Annotated in this window: 18 protein-coding genes; 11 read left to right on the top strand and 7 right to left on the bottom strand. The window is 67.8% G+C overall.

Features of this window, described 5'->3' with window-relative positions:
• The first annotated feature begins 19 nt into the window (after window positions 1–19).
• The 3 genes from leuC (at window position 20) to OK17_RS11000 (ending at window position 2,906) form a co-directional block, all read left to right on the top strand.
• Window positions 20–1,456: a 3-isopropylmalate dehydratase large subunit gene (leuC, locus tag OK17_RS11010; RefSeq protein ID WP_232716147.1), complete on the top strand. Its 1,437-nt coding sequence runs from the start codon at window positions 20–22 to the stop codon at window positions 1,454–1,456.
• Window positions 1,457–1,504: 48 nt separating this feature from the next.
• Complete coding sequence (leuD, locus tag OK17_RS11005; RefSeq protein WP_232716148.1) at window positions 1,505–2,098, top strand: 3-isopropylmalate dehydratase small subunit; 594 nt, start codon at window positions 1,505–1,507, stop codon at window positions 2,096–2,098.
• Window positions 2,099–2,282: 184 nt separating this feature from the next.
• Window positions 2,283–2,906 carry an HU family DNA-binding protein gene (locus OK17_RS11000; protein ID WP_461417461.1) on the top strand — a complete coding sequence of 208 codons (624 nt, stop codon included), beginning with the start codon at window positions 2,283–2,285 and terminating at the stop codon, window positions 2,904–2,906.
• A 94-nt stretch (window positions 2,907–3,000) separates the two neighbouring features.
• Here OK17_RS11000 and OK17_RS10995 read toward each other — a convergent pair whose 3' ends face one another.
• The 3 genes from OK17_RS10995 to cofC form a co-directional block, all read right to left on the bottom strand.
• Window positions 3,001–3,921 carry an NUDIX hydrolase gene (locus OK17_RS10995; RefSeq protein ID WP_461417460.1) on the bottom strand — a complete coding sequence of 307 codons (921 nt, stop codon included), beginning with the start codon at window positions 3,919–3,921 and terminating at the stop codon, window positions 3,001–3,003.
• A gap of 39 nt (window positions 3,922–3,960) precedes the next feature.
• Window positions 3,961–6,156, bottom strand: coding sequence for an RNA degradosome polyphosphate kinase (locus OK17_RS10990; RefSeq protein WP_461417459.1), 2,196 nt, complete (start codon window positions 6,154–6,156; stop codon window positions 3,961–3,963).
• A gap of 135 nt (window positions 6,157–6,291) precedes the next feature.
• On the bottom strand, window positions 6,292–7,041 hold the full coding sequence (gene cofC, locus OK17_RS10985) for a 2-phospho-L-lactate guanylyltransferase (protein ID WP_461417458.1): 750 nt from the start codon (window positions 7,039–7,041) through the stop codon (window positions 6,292–6,294).
• Between the two features lie 125 nt (window positions 7,042–7,166).
• Here cofC and OK17_RS10980 point away from each other — a divergent pair, with 125 nt between their 5' ends.
• Window positions 7,167–8,174, top strand: a complete 1,008-nt coding sequence (locus tag OK17_RS10980) for an NAD(P)H-dependent glycerol-3-phosphate dehydrogenase (RefSeq protein WP_461417457.1) — start codon at window positions 7,167–7,169, stop codon at window positions 8,172–8,174.
• Between the two features lie 35 nt (window positions 8,175–8,209).
• On the opposite strand, the gene OK17_RS10975 is transcribed toward OK17_RS10980, so the two are convergent.
• Both OK17_RS10975 and OK17_RS10970 read right to left on the bottom strand, forming a co-directional pair.
• Window positions 8,210–8,860, bottom strand: coding sequence for a DUF3515 domain-containing protein (locus OK17_RS10975; protein WP_461417456.1), 651 nt, complete (start codon window positions 8,858–8,860; stop codon window positions 8,210–8,212).
• Window positions 8,861–8,917: 57 nt separating this feature from the next.
• Complete coding sequence (locus tag OK17_RS10970; RefSeq protein ID WP_006865726.1) at window positions 8,918–9,163, bottom strand: Lrp/AsnC ligand binding domain-containing protein; 246 nt, start codon at window positions 9,161–9,163, stop codon at window positions 8,918–8,920.
• Window positions 9,164–9,332: 169 nt separating this feature from the next.
• On the opposite strand from OK17_RS10970, the gene OK17_RS10965 reads away from it, so the two are divergent.
• Genes OK17_RS10965 through OK17_RS10950 form a run of 4 tightly spaced genes read left to right on the top strand, consistent with a single transcriptional unit; the run spans window position 9,333 to window position 13,122 of the window.
• Window positions 9,333–10,403, top strand: a complete 1,071-nt coding sequence (locus OK17_RS10965; protein ID WP_461417455.1) for a thiamine-phosphate kinase — start codon at window positions 9,333–9,335, stop codon at window positions 10,401–10,403.
• Window positions 10,404–10,461: 58 nt separating this feature from the next.
• Window positions 10,462–11,826 carry a type I glutamate--ammonia ligase gene (locus OK17_RS10960; protein WP_461417454.1) on the top strand — a complete coding sequence of 455 codons (1,365 nt, stop codon included), beginning with the start codon at window positions 10,462–10,464 and terminating at the stop codon, window positions 11,824–11,826.
• Window positions 11,827–11,876: 50 nt separating this feature from the next.
• On the top strand, window positions 11,877–12,398 hold the full coding sequence (locus tag OK17_RS10955) for a gamma carbonic anhydrase family protein (protein WP_232716158.1): 522 nt from the start codon (window positions 11,877–11,879) through the stop codon (window positions 12,396–12,398).
• Window positions 12,399–12,438: 40 nt separating this feature from the next.
• A complete protein-coding gene (locus tag OK17_RS10950) occupies window positions 12,439–13,122 on the top strand; it encodes a uracil-DNA glycosylase (RefSeq protein ID WP_461417453.1) in 684 nt (227 codons plus the stop codon).
• A 55-nt stretch (window positions 13,123–13,177) separates the two neighbouring features.
• On the opposite strand, the gene OK17_RS10945 is transcribed toward OK17_RS10950, so the two are convergent.
• Both OK17_RS10945 and rpmB read right to left on the bottom strand, forming a co-directional pair.
• Entirely contained in the window at window positions 13,178–14,005 is an 828-nt protein-coding gene (locus tag OK17_RS10945; RefSeq protein ID WP_461417452.1) for an enoyl-CoA hydratase/isomerase family protein, read from the bottom strand.
• 115 nt (window positions 14,006–14,120) lie between these two features.
• Window positions 14,121–14,312 (bottom strand): 50S ribosomal protein L28, encoded by a 192-nt coding sequence (gene rpmB / locus OK17_RS10940; protein ID WP_004023092.1) that lies wholly within the window; start codon window positions 14,310–14,312, stop codon window positions 14,121–14,123.
• Between the two features lie 276 nt (window positions 14,313–14,588).
• Between rpmB and OK17_RS10935 the strand changes: the two genes are divergently transcribed.
• From OK17_RS10935 to OK17_RS10925, 3 genes are all read left to right on the top strand, one after another.
• Window positions 14,589–16,238 (top strand): DAK2 domain-containing protein, encoded by a 1,650-nt coding sequence (locus OK17_RS10935; protein ID WP_154884970.1) that lies wholly within the window; start codon window positions 14,589–14,591, stop codon window positions 16,236–16,238.
• Entirely contained in the window at window positions 16,235–18,490 is a 2,256-nt protein-coding gene (gene recG, locus OK17_RS10930) for an ATP-dependent DNA helicase RecG (protein WP_461417451.1), read from the top strand. The genes OK17_RS10935 and recG overlap by 4 nt, the downstream gene beginning before the upstream one ends.
• A gap of 143 nt (window positions 18,491–18,633) precedes the next feature.
• Window positions 18,634–19,422: an HNH endonuclease family protein gene (locus tag OK17_RS10925; protein ID WP_461417450.1), complete on the top strand. Its 789-nt coding sequence runs from the start codon at window positions 18,634–18,636 to the stop codon at window positions 19,420–19,422.
• Window positions 19,423–19,516 lie beyond the last annotated feature (94 nt).

Below are 19,516 nucleotides of genomic sequence, written 5' to 3'. Positions count from 1 at the left end.
GAAGATATCGAGTGCAGCCATGAGCAACAGCCCAGCCCAGCCGCTTACTCTCGCCGAGAAGGTCTGGCGCGACCACGTTGTCGTGCCCGGTGAAGCAGATGCGTCCGGAACCAGGAATCCGGACCTGATCTACATCGACCTCCATCTCGTGCACGAGGTAACCAGTCCGCAGGCCTTCGACGGCCTCCGGTTGGCGGGACGCCCCGTGCGGCGTCTCGACCTGACGATCGCCACCGAGGACCACAACGTCCCGACGATCGACATCGACAAGCCGATCGCCGATCCGGTGTCGCGCACCCAGGTCGACACCCTCCGCAAGAACTGCGAGGAGTTCGGTGTCCGGTTGCACCCGATGGGTGACACCGAGCAGGGCATCGTGCATGTCGTCGGTCCGCAGCTGGGTCTGACGCAGCCCGGTATGACCGTGGTGTGCGGTGACAGTCACACGGCCACCCACGGCGCCTTTGGTTCGATCGCCATGGGCATCGGCACCAGCGAGGTCGAGCACGTCCTCGCGACGCAGACGCTTTCGTTGCGGCCGTTCAAGACGATGGCGATCAACGTCGACGGTGAACTGCCGCCCGGCGTCACGGCCAAGGACCTGATCCTGGCGATCATCGCGAAGATCGGCACCGGCGGCGGGCAGGGATACGTCCTCGAGTACCGCGGCGAGGCGATCCGCAAGCTGTCGATGGAAGCCCGGATGACCGTGTGCAACATGTCGATCGAGGCCGGCGCCCGCGCCGGCATGATCGCCCCCGACGAGGTCACCTACGAGTTCCTCAAGGGTCGTCCGCACGCCCCGAAGGGTGCCGAATGGGATGCGGCTGTTGCCTATTGGGACAGCCTGCGCACCGACGAGGACGCCGTTTTCGACGCCGAGGTCCACATCGACGCCAGTGAGTTGACCCCGTTCGTCACCTGGGGGACCAACCCTGGGCAGGGTGCCCCGCTGGGATCGACTGTTCCGAACCCCGCCGATTTCGGTGACGAGGTCGCGTCGAGCGCCGCCGCCAAGGCTCTGGAGTACATGGATCTGAAGCCCGGTACCCCGTTGCGTGACATCAAGGTCGACACGGTCTTCGTCGGATCGTGCACCAACGGCCGTATCGAGGATCTGCGCGCGGTCGCCGACGTCCTCAAGGGGCGCAAGCTCGCCGACGGCATGCGGATGCTCATCGTGCCCGGCTCGATGCGGGTGCGCGCCCAGGCCGAGGAAGAAGGTCTCGGGGAGATCTTCCTGAACGCCGGCGCCGAGTGGCGTCAGGCCGGTTGCTCGATGTGCCTGGGAATGAACCCGGATCAGCTCGCCCCCGGCGAGCGTTGCGCCTCGACGTCGAATCGCAATTTCGAAGGGCGGCAGGGCAAGGGCGGACGTACCCACCTGGTGTCGCCGGCCGTCGCAGCCGCCACCGCGATCCGCGGGACGCTGGCCGCTCCGGCCGATCTCGGTTGAGTAACCCCCAGACCACATTCCAGACAACTTCCGAACAGGGGCTTTGAAATGCAGCCGTTCACCGAACACACGGGCATTGGCGTCCCGCTGCGCCGCAGCAACGTCGACACCGACCAGATCATCCCGGCCGAGTACCTGAAGCGCGTGACCCGCACGGGCTTTGAGGACGGCCTGTTCGCCGGATGGCGCACGGATCCGGACTTCATCCTCAACAACGAGCCGTGGAGCAACGGCTCGGTGCTCGTCGCCGGTCCGGACTTCGGCACCGGCTCCTCGCGCGAGCACGCCGTGTGGGCACTGTCCGATTTCGGGTTCCGCGTGGTGATCTCGTCTCGTTTCGCCGACATCTTCCGCGGGAACGCGGGCAAGGCGGGTCTCGTCGCCGCCCAGGTCGAGCAGGCCGACGTCGAGCTGCTGTGGAAGCGTCTCGAGGAGAATCCCGGGATGGAAATCACGGTGAGCCTTGTCGATAAGACCGTCACCGCCGGAGACCTCGTGGTGCCGTTGGCAATTGATGACTACACGCGGTGGCGCCTGATGGAGGGTCTCGACGACATCGGATTGACGTTGCGCCAGGTAGACGCGATTTCCGAGTACGAATCGAAGCGCCCGTCGTTCAAACCGAGGACCCTCGCGGACTGACCCGAGACCCCTTTTCGGCCGCGCGGACGGCCGGGTCCCGCCGAAGCGGAGACCTTGTGAGCTGACATGCGATTTCGCAACACGGCGTCTTAATTGGCGTGGAAGATGGACGTTTTCAAATTCGACGTTTACCGTGTGTTGGTAGCTGGCCGAAAATCGGCCAGATCAGCTTGCGGAGGTACTCATGAACAAGGCGGAGCTCATTGATGAGCTGACCAAGAAGCTCGACGCGGATCGCAAGACTGCGACTGAAGCCGTCGAGCTCGTCGTCGACACGATCGTTCGCGCGGTCAACAAGGGCGAGAGCGTGACGATCACCGGCTTCGGCGTCTTCGAGAAGCGGAAGCGCGCACCGCGCGTCGCGCGCAACCCGCGCACCGGTGAAACCGTGAAGGTCCGTGCTACTTCGGTTCCCGCGTTCCGTCCGGGCGCTCAGTTCAAGGCCGTCGTGGCCGGTAAGCAGAAGCTTGCCGCCAACGGTCCGGCTGTGAAGCGCGGCAGCGGAACCACCGCGGCCAAGAAGGCTGCTCCGGCGAAGAAGACCGCGGCCAAGAAGGCCACCCCGGCGAAGAAGACCGCAGCCAAGAAGGCCACCCCGGCGAAGAAGACCACGGCGGCGAAGAAGACCACCGCGGCCAAGAAGACCACGCCGGCGAAGAAGACCGCAGCCAAGAAGACGACGACCGCGGCAAAGAAGACCACCGCGGCCAAGAAGGCTGCTCCGGCCAAGAAGACCGCCGCAAAGAAGGCTCCGGCCAAGAAGACTGCGGCGAAGAAGGCTCCGGCCAAGAAGTCGACGCGTCGCTGAAAACCGGCCCGGTCAGGGCAAACCTCTCAGATCAACCCCTGGTGACTTCCCCATCAGGGGTTGATCTGTGTCCGGGGTACTCAGCGCCCGGTGTTCACTCCGGGGGCAGGGGACTCGCGATGTGATCGGCCGCCACGAGCCGACCGTCGTGTAGCGAGCAGACCCATACGCTGCCCTTGCGGTTGGACGCCTTCGGCAGCGAGATCCCGTCCCGCTCGGCCCACCATTCCATGAGCGGTGGGATCACCTTCCCCTGGCTGCAGACGGCCGATGGGTCCGGCGTCTCCGCGGCCAGCTCCCTGATGCGGCGTTGTGCCGCCGCCGGATTGGCGCGATAGGCCTCTTCGGAGAGGTCCGGTTCGCTCCGTACCTCGACCTCGAGGCCGGCCCGGAGAGGTTCGAGCGTCTGCTCGCAGCGCACTCGATCCGCGGCGTGGACCCGTCGGGCGCCGAAGGCCAGCAGGAGTGGGACGAGGGCCGCCGCCTGCGTGCGGCCCACGGCGTCGAGCGGGCGGAGGCGGTCGTCACCCTTGTACTGAGAACGTCGACCCGCCTTGGCATGACGCACCAGAAGCAGGGTGTGCAGATCGGCCGGTAGCCGCGTGAACTCCCGCAGGACCTGACGATCCAGCTCGTGGCTCAGCGTCTCACGCGCCTTCTCGACCGTGAGCCAGCGCAATTCGTCGACTTCGTCGTCCGGAGTGAAGCCGGCGTCGCTGCCGCGCGCCGACCAGTAGCGTACGTGCTTGCGGCCCGCGTCGACGTCGTAGTGGATATCGCCCAGGTGCCGCCCGAGGACGACGTGTTGTCCGGTCTCCTCGGCGATCTCGCGGACCGCGGTGTCGACGAGGGTCTCGCCCGACTCGCCTTTGCCCTTGGGGATCGTCCAGTCGTCGTAGCGCGGCCGGTGGACGACGGCGATCTCCACGTCCTCCGTCGCCGTCGAGCCCGATGTCCCCGGACGCCAGACCACGGCGCCCGCGGCCCACACGTTCTTCGGCGAGTTCTTACCCATCGGTGATCACCATCTGGAAGGAGCGCCCAGGCCGGCCGGTCACGAATTGGTCTCCGGCCGACGACGATTGCGGCGCATCATCTGCCGTTGGTGATCGCGGACCTCTTCACCGGCGGCGGGGGAGGCCACCCAGCTGCCGTCGGTCTGCAGGACCCAGCAACGGGTACGGGGGTCGAGCGCCGAGGCGAAGATGTCGCCGAGCTCGCCGGCGAGGCGTTTGTCGCGCACGTTCACCATCACCTCGACGCGGCGATCGAGATTGCGGTGCATCATGTCGGCGCTGCCGATCCAATACTCGTTCTGGGCACCGAAATGCAGAATCCGGGAGTGCTCGAGGAACTGGCCGAGGATCGACCGGACGTGGATGTTGTCGCTGACACCTTCCATCCCCGGGCGCAGCGCGCTGATGCCGCGGACCACCACGTCGACCGGAACCCCGTTCTGCGACGCACGATACAGCGCGTCGATCACCTGTTCGTCGACCAGTGCGTTCGCCTTCAGCTGCACGCGGGCACGGTCGTCGCCCGCGCGGAACAACTCGATCTCGCGGTGGATGCGCTTGATGATCCCCGCCCGGATGCCCTGGGGGGCAACGAGGATGTTCCGGTACTCCTTCTTGCGGGAGTAACCGGTCAGCGTGTTGAACAGGTCGGTCAGGTCCGCACCGATGTCGGGAGCGGCAGTCAGCAGGCCCACGTCCTCGTACAACCGCGCGGTCTTCGGGTTGTAGTTGCCGGTGCCGATGTGGCAGTACCGCTTGATCGTCGAGCCCTCGCGCCGCACCACCAGACATGTCTTGCAGTGCGTCTTGAGACCCACGAGTCCGTAGACGACGTGCACTCCCGCCTGCTCGAGCTGGCGGGCCCACTTGATGTTGGCCTGCTCGTCGAAGCGGGCCTTGATCTCCACCAGCGCCACGACCTGCTTGCCGGCCTCGGCGGCGTCGATGAGCGCGTTGACGATCGGGGAATCGCCCGAGGTGCGGTAGAGCGTCTGCTTGATCGCGAGGACCTGGGGGTCGGCCGCGGCCTGTTCGATGAACCGCTGCACGCTCGTCGAGAAGGAATCGTAGGGATGGTGCACGAGGACGTCGCCCTCGCGCAGCGTCGAGAAGACGCTCTTGGGCGTCTCCCGCTCGCCGAACGCCGGATGGGTGCCCGGCACGAACGGGCGGTCCTTCAGATGCGGCCGGTCGAGGTCGTATAGCTCGAAAAGCGAAGACAGGTCGAGCAGACCGGGCACCTGGATCACGTCGGCGGGGTTCACGTCGAGTTCGCGCAGCAGCAGTTCGAGCATGTGCTCGCTCATGTCGTCGGCGACCTCGAGTCGTACCGGCGAGCCGAACCGGCGTCGGGCGAGTTCCCGCTCGAGTGCCTGCAGGAGGTCCTCGTCGCGGTCCTCCTCGACCTCGAAGTCGGCATTGCGGGTGATCCGGAAGGCGTGATGCTCAACGACTTCCATACCCGGGAACAGGGTGCCCAGGTTGGCGGCGATGAGGTGCTCCATCGGGAGGAACACCGCCTGTTTGGGGCTCCCGTCGTCGGTGCCGCGGTAGGGCACCAGCTGATCGACCCGGATGAAGCGGTTCACATTGTCGGGGACCTTCACCCGCGCGAAGTGTTCGCCGCTCTCGGTGACGTCCTTGACTGTTACCGCGAGGTTCAACGACAGGCCGCTGATGTAGGGGAACGGGTGAGCCGGGTCGACCGCCAGCGGCGTCAGCACGGGGAAGACCTCGTCCTGGAAGTAATCGATCATGCGGGCGCGCTGCTCTTCGGTCAACTGCGACCAGGAGACGACATAGATGTCGTTGGCGGCCAACGCCGGCCGGACCGAGTCCAGGAAGACGCGGGCATGGCGGTCGGCGATGCTCTGTGTGCGCCCGGCGATGCGCATCAACTGTTCGCGCGGGGACAACCCGTCGGCGGACCGGACCGACAGACCCGTCTCGTCGCGACGCTTCAGGCCGGCGACCCGCACCATGAAGAACTCGTCGAGGTTGGAGGCGAAGATGGCGAGGAACTTCGCGCGCTCGAGCAACGGCAGCGAGGTGTCCTCCGCGAGGGCCAGCACACGGGAGTTGAAGTCGAGCCAACTCAATTCGCGGTTCAGGTACCGGTCCTCGGGCAGATCCGCGGACTCGTCGGGGACGAGGGTTGCGGCCGGCGGTGCGTTGGGGATCGGCGTGGTCGTGACCGTCGTGGTGGTCGATGAGGTCTCGTCGGCAGGGCTCACCCGTCAATCATGGCCCAAAGTCACCGCGCTTGGCATGGGTCGAAGGCCGGAACCTCGGTGCCGGCGGCACGATGTCCGAATCGGCATGGTGCGACAGGCAAACCGAGCGCACTCAGATGTGGCGCAGAGCAACCGTCACAGACGACGCAGCGCGTCGGCGGTGTGGGGGCCGAGACCGAGTGCACGGGCGGCGTCGAGATCGGTTGCGGTGTCGACGTCCGTGCGCAGATCGGTCCACCGGGTATGGGCGGGATCGAGTTCGACGGCACCGGCGGCCCGGTGCGCCGCCGCCGATCCGGGGCCGAAACGCGGTGCGTCGTCGAATGCTCCGGGGTCACCGGGGGTGAAGGTGCCGTGCAGCAGGACGGTGCCGCTCCCGTCGCGATCGGTGAGGAAGCTGAGGCGATGTGCGGGCGCCTCGTGCAGCACCTCGCGCAGCGAGTCGCTCGTCGCAGCGGGCAGATCGGCCTGGACGAACACGACCCGCGTCGAATCGGGCCATGTCTCCCGCGCCCACCGCGCACCGTGACCGAAGGCGGCGTTGAGTCCGGAGCCCGCGGTCGGAGAGACCACCTCGGGCAGTCCATGGGTACCCGCGCGCTGCGCGGCGGCGAGTACGTCGTCGTCGGGACTGACGACGACGACCCTCGAGACGCCGGCACCGCGCAGCGCCTCGACGGTGTCGAGGAACATCGCGAGGACCAGCGAGCCACGGGTCGTCGGATCGTCGTGGCCGAAGGCGGTCGCCAACGTGGCCGCCAGCCTCGACTTCGCGCGATGCAGACTCTTGACCGCCAGCACGGCCGCGACCGTCGCCCCGCCGGCCGCGGGGCTACCCGAGGCGGCGCTGAGGTCGACGCTCATGTCGACGGCGCTGTGGTCCATGCTGACCATCATGGTCCACCGCCGGACCGGGGGTGACATTCCGGGTCGGTCATCGGTGAAGTGGCATTAGGGTGGGCTGGTAGTCGTTCGGTCCGGTGAAACGGACCCGGGGCAGGAGGAGTGCGGTGCGCGCGGCGGTCATGGGTGCTGGTTCCTGGGGTACGGCGGTGGCGAAGGTCCTCGTCGACGCAGGGACCGAGACGGTCATCTGGGCACGACGCCCCGAACTGGCCGATGCGATCAACTCTGAACACGTCAATCCGAACTATTTGTCGGACATCACGCTTCCCGGAGAACTCACTGCGACCAGCGACCCGGTCGAGGCCCTGAACGGCGCCGACATCGTCGTCTGCGGGGTGCCGTCGCAGTCCCTGCGGGAGAACCTCAAACAGTGGACCCCGCACATCGGCTCCGACGCGTCGCTGGTGTCGCTCGCCAAGGGCATCGAGACCAGCACGCTGCTGCGGATGAGCGAGGTCATCGCCGAGGTCACCGGCGTTCCCGACGACCGGATCGCGGTGCTCACCGGGCCCAATCTCGCGCACGAGGTCGCCGAAGGGCAGCCCGCCGCGACGGTCATCGCCTGCACCGACGAATCCCGCGCGGTCACCCTGCAGAGCGCCTTCAGCACGCGCTACTTCCGCCCCTACACGAATACCGACGTCATCGGTTGCGAGATCGGTGGCTCGGCCAAGAACGTGATCGCGCTGGCGTGCGGTATCGCCAGCGGCGTCGGATTCGGCCAGAACACCCTCGCCACGATCATCACCCGCGGTCTCGCCGAGACCATCCGCCTCGGCGTTGCCGTCGGCGCAGAGATCGAGACGCTCGCCGGACTCGCGGGTGTGGGCGACCTGGTCGCGACCTGTTCGTCCCCGCTGTCGCGGAACCGGACCTTCGGTGCCCGGTTGGGCGAGGGGGCGACGATGGCCGAGGCGCAAGCGGCAACAAACGGACAGGTCGCCGAGGGTGTGAAGTCGTGTTCGTCCGTGCGCGCGCTCGCCGAGAAGCATCAGGTCCCGATGCCGCTCACGGATGCGGTGCACAAGGTGTGCCACGACGGGCAGTCGGTTGCCGACGCCATCAATTCACTGCTCGGCCGCAGAGCCAAGCCGGAGATCTACCGGGACTGAGGCCCTCGAACCGGTCCGCGGAATCCGTCGTCAGGTCAGCCGAAGTCGAGCGGGCCGCGATCGAGGGTCTGGTCGATGAGACCCGAGATGTCGGTGATAGGACCGTTCCCGGCGTTCGACGGCACCCACAGCGCGACGTAGGGACGATGGTCGACGCACACGTAGGCCTGACCGGAACCGTCGACGGTGTCGGTGATGAACCACTGCACACCGGCCTGGCCCGCGGCGTGGATCTCCTGCAGGTTGCTCGTCGGGGACAGTTCCGCCGGCCGGGTCACGCCACAGCGGAGCGTCAGATCGTCGCCGGATCCCTCCGCGGGCCAGGTCGCCCGGTCCCCGGAGATCTCCTTGTCGCCGAATCCCTCGAAGGTCTGCGGCACCGCCTCGAGCAGTCGCGTGCAGTCCGCCGACGCGCTCCCGTCGGCCGCATAGGACTCGACAGGGTTCACCGCATCGGGGCGCAGCGCGGCGAACGCGATGAACCCCGCGATCACCATGATCGGGATGGCGACGAGGGTCGCGATGAGTGCAGGACTCAGCCGGGAATCGGTGCCGTAGCGCTCGTCGGTGGTGGGGTCCTCGGTGGCCACGGCGTCATCATCACCGGCAGGGGCGCCGGCGACCGGGTCGTCCGCCTTGTCGTCCACGGGATCCTGTGGGGTGTCATCCGAACCTGCTGACGTCACCCCACCACATTAGGAGCCATCCGGGCCCGGGCCGACGCCGGGACCAGCAGAACCGAACTAGCGGGTGTTGGAGACCACCGGGCAGGTCAGGGTGCGGGTGATCCCGTCGACCTTCTGGATCTGAGGGACCACGTTCTCGGTGAGCTGCGTGGCATCGGCGGCATCCACCCGGACGATCACGTCATAGGGTCCGCTGACCTCCTCGGACGAGGCGACCCCCGAGATCTCGGCGATCGTCGCCGCTGCCAGGGCGGCTCTCCCGACCTCGGTCTGGATCAGTATGTATGCCTGAACCACGGACATCCTCTCCGTTTGTGCCCCATCGCCGACGCGGCTGTCGAATCCCGCGGCCATGGGCGCTGCGCGGCGAACACCGTTCGCCGTGAGCCCAATACACTGTGGCACACATTGTCACCGACAAACCCGCTCACGCGCGACTCAAACCGGACACGACGAGAGTGAGACCCGACAAGTGACCTCCGACGACGTCGGCACAAACAGATCCGACTCCGTCGGTAAGGACAGGTCCGACTCCGTCGGGATCGACAGATCCGACTCCGTCGGGCAGATCGGCGAGCGGGCCGTGATCGCCGCACTCACGGCGGCGGCGACCGCAGCCGGACCGGCCGACGACATCGTGATCGGTTCGGGTGACGACGCGGCGGTCCTCGACATCGGTGGTTCGGCGGTCATCAGCACCGACACCGTGGTCGAGGGACGGCATTTCCGGTTCGACTGGTCGACGCCGCAGCAGATCGGGGCGCGGGCGGTGGTCCAGAGCTCGGCCGACGTCGCCGCGATGGGTGGCCGGACGACGGGACTGGTCGTGTCGATCGCCTGCCCGGCTGCGACGTCCGTGGGCGTCATCCTCGATCTCAACGACGGGGTTGTCGGCGCCGCCCATGCGCTGGGCGCACGAGTGCTCGGCGGGGACCTGGTGGCGGCGGAGCAGGTGGTCGTGAGCGTCACCGCGGTCGGGGCACTCGAAGGTCGACGGCCGGTGTCCCTGGGTGGCGCCCGTCCCGGGGACGTGCTCGCCGTGAGTGGTTCCCTGGGCGCGAGCGCTGCCGGGTTGGCGGTGTTGTCGACGCCAGGCGTCGACGATTCGCGGTGGCCCGAAGTCGTTGCCCTGCATCGTGTTCCGATGCCCGACCTGAGCCAGGGTCCCGTCGCGGCCGCCTCCGGAGCGCATGCGATGACCGACATCTCCGACGGTCTCGTCGAAGAGCTCATCACCATGTCGCGGGCCGCGGAGGTGGCCATGGTCGTCGAGGTCGACGCGGTGCCGCGACGACCCGATCTGGCCCGGCTGGCAACGGAACTCGGAGCCGATGTGGACGAATGGGTTCTGACGGGTGGCGAGGATCATCACCTGCTCGCGGCCTTCGACGCCGCGTCGGTGCCCGACGGTTGGACCGTGATCGGATCGGTCCGCGCGGCCACGTCGTCGACCCCGGAGGTGTGGGTCGACGGCCGGCGCGTCGGCGGACCCGACGGGCCCGATCTGCACGGGTGGCAGTCGTTCGCCGCTCCGCGCGGATGATGTGCCGAATCCGTGCGGTTCCGCCACCGGGACCGCCGCGCTCCACGACACTGTGGACATGGGCTCGCGATCCGATTCCGTCGGCGACACGTCGTCGTCGATCCTCTTCGCGACCGTCGTCAACCCGGCCGGCCTGACGCTGGCGAAGACGGTCACCCCGGAACGCGTGCCGGCGTTCGCATCGGTGGGACTCGGCGCCAGCCCGTCGTGGCACGCCTTCGCGATCGACCAGACCGGGATCGCGTTCAGCGACGAGGTCGGGGTGGTGGGGGACCAGCGCATCCGGATCGATCTCGATGCGCGGGTGGATCTGGACGCGACGCTGAGTTGGGCGCCCGGTGAGTTCTTCGGCCTCAACGGGGATCCGGTGCCGCAGTGTGCCCGTGGCACCCTGCGACGTGTCGTCGCCGAACTGGCCGACGCCGGTCTGCACGCCATGGTGGGCCACGAACTCGAGTTCGTTCTCGTCGCCGCGGACGGATCGCCGCTGCCGTCCGCCCCGTGGACCCCGTATGGCGCGGTCGGACTACTGGAGTACGAGGAGTTCGTGCGGGACGTCCTCGTCTCATGCCGTGCCGCGGGCATCACCGTCGAACAGTTGCATCCGGAGCATGGGCGATGGCAGTTCGAGGTCTCGCTCGGTCCGGCGGACCCCGTCACCGCCGCCGATCGGCTCGTGCTCACGCGGCTCATCATCGGTCGCATCGCCCGCAAACACGGTCTGCGCGCGAGCTTCTCGCCGAAACCCTTCGCCGACGAAGCGGGATGCGGTGCCCATCAACACGTCTCGCTGCACCGCGGGGATCGGCCTCTGTTCTCCGGCGGAACCGGCGTCGCCGGGATGACGCCCGACGGTGCGCACGCACTCGCCGGCATCGTCGATGCGCTCCTGGAACTGCAAGGAGTGCTGTGCGGGTCGGTGGTGTCCGGGTTGCGCATGCTGCCCGGTCAGTGGGCGGGTGCGCACGTCTGCTGGGGTGTGGAGAACCGCGAAGCGGCGGTGCGGCTGGTCCGGCAGGACTCGGCCCATAGCGCGAGTGTCACTGGAGCGCAGGGTGTTACATCGGATGTTCGCGGGCGGGGTGCCAACGTCGAGGTGAAGATCACCGACCCGTCGGCGAACGTCTACTTCGCCACGGCCGCCATCCTGGGCGCGGCAGCGGCCGGCATCGAGCGGGAGGCCACCCTGCCGCCCGAGGTCGGGGTCGACCCGCGCACCCGTGCAGCCGGGGAACGAACGCTGCTCTCCACCGATCAGGGGGAAGTCGTCGATCGGATGGACGTGTCGCCGCTGCTGCGCGGAATCCTGGGCGACCCGGCGGTCGATGCGCTCGTGGCGGTCCGCCGGTACGAGGTCGTCCACATCCCGGACCACACCCCCGAAGCGCTCACCGAACGGTTTCGGCTGGCCTGGAGCGTGTGACCGGCGCGGGTGGGCTCGGACCGCTGTCGGTACGTGGCTAGAGTCTCGGTATGGCGATCTACGCACTCGACGACCGCGAGCCCGTTCTGGGCAATGACACCTATGTCCATCCCGATGCGGTGGTGATCGGAGCCGTCACCCTCGGCGACGGCGTCTCGGTGTGGCCGGGGGCCGTCCTGCGCGGCGACTACGGCACCATCACCATCGGTGAGCGCAGCAACATCCAGGACGGCACGGTCATCCACTGCACCGTCTTCGAACCGACCGTGATCGGTGCGCGCTGCGTCGTCGGACACAATGCGCACATCGAGGGCGCGACCATCGGCGACGACTGCCTCATCGCCTCCGGGTCGGTGGTCCTCAACGGTTCGACGATCGGCAACGGTGCGATCGTCGGAGCCGGCGCCGTCGTCCCGTTCAAGTTCGACGTGCCGCCGCGCCGCATGGCTCTCGGCGTGCCCGCCCGCCTGCGGGAGAACTACGAGGTCCCCGAAGGCCACACCGACCTCAACAGCGAGATGTACTTCCAGAACGCCCAGTACTACCGCAAGTCGCTGCGGCGACTCGACTGACACGAATGACCACACCGATGGGACCGATGGGGAGACCGGAGTGACCGCACCGACCAAACCGCTCGCCGAGATCATCGACCCCGGCTGGGCCGAGGCCCTCGCCCCGGTCGAGCCGATCATCACCGAGATGGGCCAGTTCCTGCGCAACGAGATCGCCGAGGGACGCCGCTATCTGCCCGCCGGGCAACACATCCTGCGGGCCTTCACCCGGCCGATCGACGACGTGCGCGTGCTCATCGTCGGGCAGGACCCGTACCCGACCCCGGGACACGCTGTGGGACTGAGCTTCTCCGTGGCCCCCGACGTACGTCCGATCCCGCGATCGCTGGCCAACATCTACACCGAGTACTGCTCCGACCTCGGGTATCCGATGCCGAGCAACGGCGACCTCACCCCCTGGGCCGACAACGGCGTGCTGCTGCTGAACCGCGTCCTGACGGTCGCGCCCGGGGAGCCCGCATCGCACCGCAAGAAGGGCTGGGAAACCGTCACCGAATGCGCGATCAAGGCACTCGTCGCCCGCGACGAACCGCTTGTCGCGATCCTCTGGGGCAAGGACGCCGCCTTGCTGCAGGAGTGGCTGCCGGATGTCCCGACCATCGTCTCCGCACACCCGTCGCCGTTGTCCGCGTCGCGCGGCTTCTTCGGATCGCGGCCGTTCAGCCGGGCCAATGAAGAACTCGCCGACCTCGGTGCCGACCCGGTGGACTGGCGACTGCCCTGATGACACAACCGCCCCGCTTCCACGCGGAAGCGGGGCGGTCGGGTCAGCGGTGAGATCAGCGCGTCTTGCCGAACTCCGGCGCGCGCTTGCCGACGAATGCGTCGACGCCTTCGATACCCTCGGCCAGTCCGGAACGCTCGGAGATGGACCGCCCTTCGAGGGCCAGCTGTTCGAGAAGCGAGTTCTCCGACGAGACCGACAGCAGGCGCTTGGTGCCCGAGTCGGCGGAGCGGGGGCCCGCGGCGATCTTCTCGGCGTTGGCGCGTGCTACGGCCTCGACGTCCTCGTCGGCGACGATTTCGGAGAAGATGCCCCAGTTCAGTGCGTCGTCGGCCGAGAGGACGCGGTCGGTGAGGATGATCTGGCGGGCCCGGGCGGCGCCGACGGCGCGGGGGAGGGTCCAGGTGAGCCCGCCGTCGGGGGTGAGTCCGATGCCGCGGTATGCGGGACGCAGCTTGGAGGAGGTGCCGCCGATCGCGACGTCGGCGTGCAGGACCAGCGACATGCCGGCGCCGGCCGACCAGCCCTTCGCGGCGGCGACGACCGGGATCTCGGCCTCGTACAGAGCCGTGACGAAGGCGTGGAAGTTGTCGGCGATCTGGCGCAGGTAGGTGGGACGGTCGTCGGCAGCGGCGAAAGCGCGGACGTTGCCGCCTGCACAGAAGTTCTTGCCCGGACCGACGAGCAACACCGCTCCCACGTCACGACGGCCACGAGCCACCTCGCGCAGCGCCTGGGTGCCGGCGGCGATCCCGTCGTCGTCGAGGGAGTTGCCCGCGCCCGCAGCCGAAATCGCGATTGTCAGGACGCCGTCGGCCTCATTGACGAGAGCCGGGGCGTCGGGCTGGGTGGTGTCGGTGGCAGGGGATTGCGTGGAGGTCATGCGCGAAACATTATCCCGCGCACACCAAAGACCCGACGCCGGGGAGCTTGCGCTCGGTGGCATCGGGTCTTGTGCTCTCGGAACCCCGGATCACCCGTATGCGGGTGACGGAAGATCAGACAGCTGCGGTCTTGCCGGCCTTCAGGCAGGAGGTGCAGACGTTCTTACGCTTGCGGTTGCCCGGGGCGACCTCGACGCGAACAGACTGGATGTTCGGGTTCCAGCGGCGGTTGGTACGGCGGTGCGAGTGAGACACCGACTTGCCGAAGCCCGGGCCCTTGCCGCAAATGTCGCAGACGGCAGCCATCGTCGAACTCCCTTGATAGATGAATATGGTCTTTGGTCAGCCTTCCGGATCGGCACCACCGGAAGGTGTGCGCGTGGACCGAAAGGCAACCCTGCAAGGATAACCAGCTCGGGTGGGCGTGACCAAATCCGGGTCGGAAGGCGCCATCCCGCGGTGCGGACGTCCCCGGGTCGTCGGGGGCGCCGAGTAACCTGACACACATCCTTCCAGCCGGTCCCGTCGGCCCGCGACCCAGCCCCGTCGTATGCCCACGTCAGAGCGAGAAAGAGTCACCGCGTGATCGCCCGCACCATCAACCCGCAGCTGCTGCGCGACTGGGCCCGTGTCTGTGTCGACCAGCTCGAGGAGTTCCGCGGCGAGATCAACGACCTCAACGTCTTCCCGATCCCCGATTCGGATACCGGCAGCAACATGCTCTTCACCATGCGTGCTGTCGCAGAGGCCGCCGACGCGGCACCGGATGACGCGACGTTGCCGCAGGTCGCCCGCGCGATGGCCGATGGTGCGGTGGCCCAGGCCCGCGGAAACTCCGGCATCATCCTGTCCCAGGTTCTCGTCGGCCTGGCCGACGGCGCAGAGATCCTCGGCGACACCGACTCCCTGACGTTCGGTGACCTGGCGTCGCTCGGCCTGCGCCTGGGATCGCTCGCAGCGACCCGCGCGGTCAGTGAGCCCCGCGAGGGCACGGTGCTGACCCTCGTGCGGGTGGCCGCCGAGTCGGCCGCCGCACATGAGAAGGAGACCGCCGCCGACATCGTCCGGGCCGTCGCCGACGACTGCGCCGAGGCGCTCGAACGCACACCGGAACAGTTGTCGGTGCTCGCCTCCGCGGGCGTCGTCGACGCGGGCGGGCGCGGTTTCCTCGTCATCGTCGACGCGATGGTCCGGGTGATCACCGGAGTGGCCAACCGCCGACGCCGCTACCGCGGCATCCTCACCGACAGCGCGACCCTCGGACACGGGGTCGACGACTCGTGCGTGGAGAGCAGCGATCAGGACTTCGAGGTCATGTACCTGCTCGACGGCGCGGCCGGTGAGCAGATCGCCCGACTCCGCGAGCGGCTGAACGAACTCGGCGACGCCGTGGTCATCGTCGGCGACAGTTCGAGCGGCGAGGGCGAGCGATTCTCCGTTCACGTCCACACCTGCGAACCCGGTGCCGCCGTGGAGGCCGGTGCGGGACTGGGGCGCCTGTCGGACATACGCATCAGCTGCTTCGCGCTGGATGCCATTCGCGCACAAGCTGATTCGAACGAGCCTCCGCCCCGGCACAAGCGGGCGGTGGTCGCGGTCGCATCCGGCGAGGGGGCTGCCGACCTCTTCGCCGAGGCCGGGGCTACCGTACTCCGCGCCGACGACGGACTGACCGCACATGCGTTGGGGCAGGCGATCCGCGACACCGACAGTGCGCACGTGGTCGTGATGGCCAACGGCGCATTGAGTTCTCAGGATCTCGTCACCGTCACCACCGACGTGCGTTCGACGCAGCGGTCGGTGCTGATGCTCCCGACGTCGTCGATGACCCAGTGCCTGGCCGCGCTCGCCGTGCACGACCCGAGCGAGATCCCGGATGTCGACGCCTACGCGATGGCCGAGGCCGCCGCCGGTGCGCGGTGGGGATCGCTGCAGCTCGCGACCACCAAGATGATGACGCTGGCTGGAATGTCGGAGGTCGGGGATGTCCTGGGACTCATCGGCGACGACGTCCTGGTGGTGGCGCCCGATCAGACCTCCGCGGGTACCGCACTGATCGACCTGATGCTCGCGACCGGTGGTGAACTGGTGACCGTGCTCGCCGGGACCGACGTCGACGAGGACGCGCTCGAGGCCGTCGGCGAACAGATGCGCCGCAACTACCCGGGCATCGAGCTCGCGGTCTACCGGACCGGGCAGCACAGCGATCTGCTGCAGGTGGGTGTGGAGTGAACGAACTGGCCCTCGCGGATTCGCTGTCCGACGTCCTCGGAGCCAAGCCTGCCGAGAAGCTCGCGGGGCTCGGTGTGACCACGGTCGGCGAACTGCTGCGTTACACCCCGCGCCGGTACATCCGGCGGGGTCTCGTGGCCGACCATCAGCGACCCGAACCGGGGGAGTGGCTCACCATCGTCGGCCGGATCACCAAGGCCGACCTGATCCAGATGAAGAGTCGTCGCGGCCAGTTCCTGAAGGTCAAGGTCACCGACGACAACGAGGTCTACGAGGCGAGCTTCTTCAACCCGAAGTTCATCCGGCACCAGCTGCGCCCCGGCGCCCGGGTGATGATGGCCGGGACGGTCAAGTACTTCCGCGAGCAGATCCAGTTGTCGCATCCGGAGTGGATGATCCTGCCCGACGGCGACCCCGAGATCGAGGACCATGTCGTCGGCTCCAAGATGCTGACCGAGATGTACGCGGTCGAGGAGGAGATCGCCAAAGAACAGGGGGTACATCCGGTCGTCGCGATGTTCGACCGCGAGATCCTGCCGATGTACCCGGCCACCAAAGAGGTTCAGACCTGGGACATCCTCGGTGCGGTGCGGCGAGTTCTGGACCACTGCGCGCCGATCCCCGACGCGTTGACCGATGCACAGCGTCGAGAGCGCGGACTCGTCTCGACCGACGAGGCGATCCGCAAGATCCATCTACCCGACTCCGAGGACGACGTGAAGGTCGCCTCACATCGGCTGAAATTCGACGAGGCGCTGGCGATCCAGACGGTACTCGCCCAGCGGCGCCTCGCGGGTCGCAGCGAGTCGGCGCCACCGTGCCCGCACGTGCCCGGCGGCCTCGAAGACAAGCTGCGCGAGCGCCTTCCGTTCACGCTCACCGAGGGTCAGGTCGCGGTCGGGGAAGAACTGGCCGCAGATCTCGCGCTCGCCCAACCGATGTCCCGACTGCTGCAGGGCGAGGTGGGTTCCGGTAAGACCCTCGTCTCCCTGCTCGCGATGCTGCGGGTCGTCGACAACGGATACCAGTGCGCCATCCTCGCTCCCACCGAAGTGCTTGCCGCACAGCATCACCGGACGATGAAGAAGATGCTCGGTGACCTCGCCGAGGGTGGCGAGCTGACCGCGGCCGAGGGGGCGACCCGGATCGCCCTGCTGACCGGGTCGATGAAGACCAAGGGTCGGCGCGAGACGCTGCTCGACGTGGTGACCGGCACTGCCGGAATCGTCATCGGCACCCACGCCCTCCTGGAGGAGAAGGTCGAGTTCTTCGACCTCGGCCTCGTCGTGATCGACGAACAGCACCGTTTCGGCGTCGAACAGCGTGATGTGTTGCGCAACAAGGGCCGTGACGGTCGCATCCCGCACTTCCTGGTGATGACCGCAACCCCGATCCCGCGCACCGTCGCGATGACCGCCTTCGGCGACCTCGAGACGTCGGTCCTGCGTGAACTGCCGCGCGGCCGTCAACCCATCTCGACGTCGGTGGTGCCGATGGGCCGGCAGAACTGGGTCGACCGGGTGTGGTCGCGAGCCAACGAGGAGATCGACGCCGGCCGCCAGGTCTACGTGGTCTGCTCACGTATCGGCGACGACGACTCCCCGGAACCCGAACCCGGCCCCGACGGCGAAAAGGGGCCGAAGACGACGTCGGTGGTCGAGCAGTACGAGGCCCTCGTGGCCGGTCCGTTCGCGCATCGCCGGGCCGAGATGCTGCACGGCCGTCTGGCGCCGGAGGAGAAGGCCGAGATCATGGACGCGTTCGGCCGCGGCGAGGTCGATGTCCTGGTGTCCACCACCGTCATCGAGGTCGGCGTGGACGTCCCCAACGCCACCACGATGGTCATCGTCGACGCCGAGCGGTTCGGAGTCAGTCAGCTCCATCAGCTGCGCGGTCGCGTCGGCCGTGGCCAGCATGCAGGCCTGTGTCTGCTGATGACCAACAGCAACGAGATCTCCCAGTCGATGCAGCGTCTGCGCGCGGTCGCCGGATCGAACGACGGCTTCGAACTCGCCCGCGTCGACCTCGAACAACGCCGCGAGGGCGACCTGCTCGGTTCGCTGCAATCCGGTGTCAACACCTCGCTGCGGTTCCTCTCGCTGCTCGAGGACGTCGAGGTCATCGAGGATGCGCGCGGACTCGCCGAGGAGGTCGTGAGCGAGGACATCACGCTGCTGCACCACAGCCCGCTGGCCGATCTCGTCGACGGGATTCTGGTCCCGCAGAAGATCGCGTATCTCGACAAGTCCTGATCTGCGCTGGTGTTCCCGCCCTCTGCTCCCTGAGGTGCGAGGAGCGATAGCGACGAGCCTCGAAGGGCGGCGACGTGAATTGCTGCGCAGGAATCAATTCCGAGTAAATGGAACCGCACCGCCCAGCGGTGCGTCAAAGTCCCATGGTCCTTCACGACGCGACGTTCCGATCGCCGACGCTACGGCGGCTGCGCATGCGTCTGCGGTGGATCGGCTGGAACGGATCGGCGGCCGGGTCGTGGTCGGCGCGGCAGTGGGGGCTGCTGGTCTTCGCGGTGGTCACGGCGATCGTGGTCGCGGTGGGGTCCGGTGGATTCGACCCGCGACCCGACACCGACCCGCGGGTTCGGGCACTGGCGCGAGAAGCGTTGGCGCGTCTGGCGTCGATACCTGTGTACGCGCAGCGTCCGGACCGCGACGACTACGACCGGAGCGCATTCGGCTCAGCGTGGACGGACGCAGTGACCGTCGCCGGCGGCGGTAACGGATGCGACACCCGTAACGACATCCTGGCACGGGACCTACAAGACATTCGGGCCGGACCGGTCTCGAGGTGCCCGAGAGGGGTTCTCGCAGGGGAGTTCCGGAGTCCGTACAGCGGTGAGTTCGTGGTGTTCCGTCGTGACCGCGGGGCGTCGAACGTACAGATCGACCACATCGTGCCGCTGGCCTACGCCTGGGACATGGGCGCATGGTCGTGGGAAGCCGGCCGCCGGATTGACTTCGCGAACGATCCGGCCAATCTCGTCGCCGTCGACGGGGCGTCGAATCAGGAGAAGGGCGACTGGGAACCGGCACGATGGATGCCGAAGGCTCGCGGGTTTTGGTGCCAGTACGCGATCCAGTTCGTGACGGTCAGCGCGACATACGGTTTGACGGTCGACCGGGGGTCACGGGAGGTGCTAACCAAAGCACTCCGTTGCGCGGGTTGACCTGATTCGGGCGGTGTGGCCGTCGGACGCGTTGTGCAGCACATGCCGAAAAGGGCGGTGCCGACCCGCACCGATACCGACCCGGACCGCGTAG

This window comes from Gordonia sp. GN26 (assembly GCF_054823965.1).
Note: the sequence above shows the minus strand (reverse complement) of the source record. Positions and strands in the feature narration are given on the sequence as shown.

Excerpts from the sequence above, each read along its gene's own strand:
- OK17_RS10960 (WP_461417454.1), top strand. The coding sequence starts at position 10,462 with ATGGGCTCGCGATCCGATTCCGTCGGCGACACGTCGTCGTCGATCCTC.
- OK17_RS10970 (WP_006865726.1), bottom strand. The coding sequence starts at position 9,163 with ATGTCCGTGGTTCAGGCATACATACTGATCCAGACCGAGGTCGGGAGA.
- rpmB (WP_004023092.1), bottom strand. The coding sequence starts at position 14,312 with ATGGCTGCCGTCTGCGACATTTGCGGCAAGGGCCCGGGCTTCGGCAAG.
- cofC (WP_461417458.1), bottom strand. The coding sequence starts at position 7,041 with ATGGACCACAGCGCCGTCGACATGAGCGTCGACCTCAGCGCCGCCTCG.
- OK17_RS11000 (WP_461417461.1), top strand. The coding sequence starts at position 2,283 with ATGAACAAGGCGGAGCTCATTGATGAGCTGACCAAGAAGCTCGACGCG.
- leuC (WP_232716147.1), top strand. The coding sequence starts at position 20 with ATGAGCAACAGCCCAGCCCAGCCGCTTACTCTCGCCGAGAAGGTCTGG.
- leuD (WP_232716148.1), top strand. The coding sequence starts at position 1,505 with ATGCAGCCGTTCACCGAACACACGGGCATTGGCGTCCCGCTGCGCCGC.
- OK17_RS10995 (WP_461417460.1), bottom strand. The coding sequence starts at position 3,921 with ATGGGTAAGAACTCGCCGAAGAACGTGTGGGCCGCGGGCGCCGTGGTC.
- OK17_RS10955 (WP_232716158.1), top strand. The coding sequence starts at position 11,877 with ATGGCGATCTACGCACTCGACGACCGCGAGCCCGTTCTGGGCAATGAC.
- OK17_RS10945 (WP_461417452.1), bottom strand. The coding sequence starts at position 14,005 with ATGACCTCCACGCAATCCCCTGCCACCGACACCACCCAGCCCGACGCC.
- OK17_RS10925 (WP_461417450.1), top strand. The coding sequence starts at position 18,634 with ATGGTCCTTCACGACGCGACGTTCCGATCGCCGACGCTACGGCGGCTG.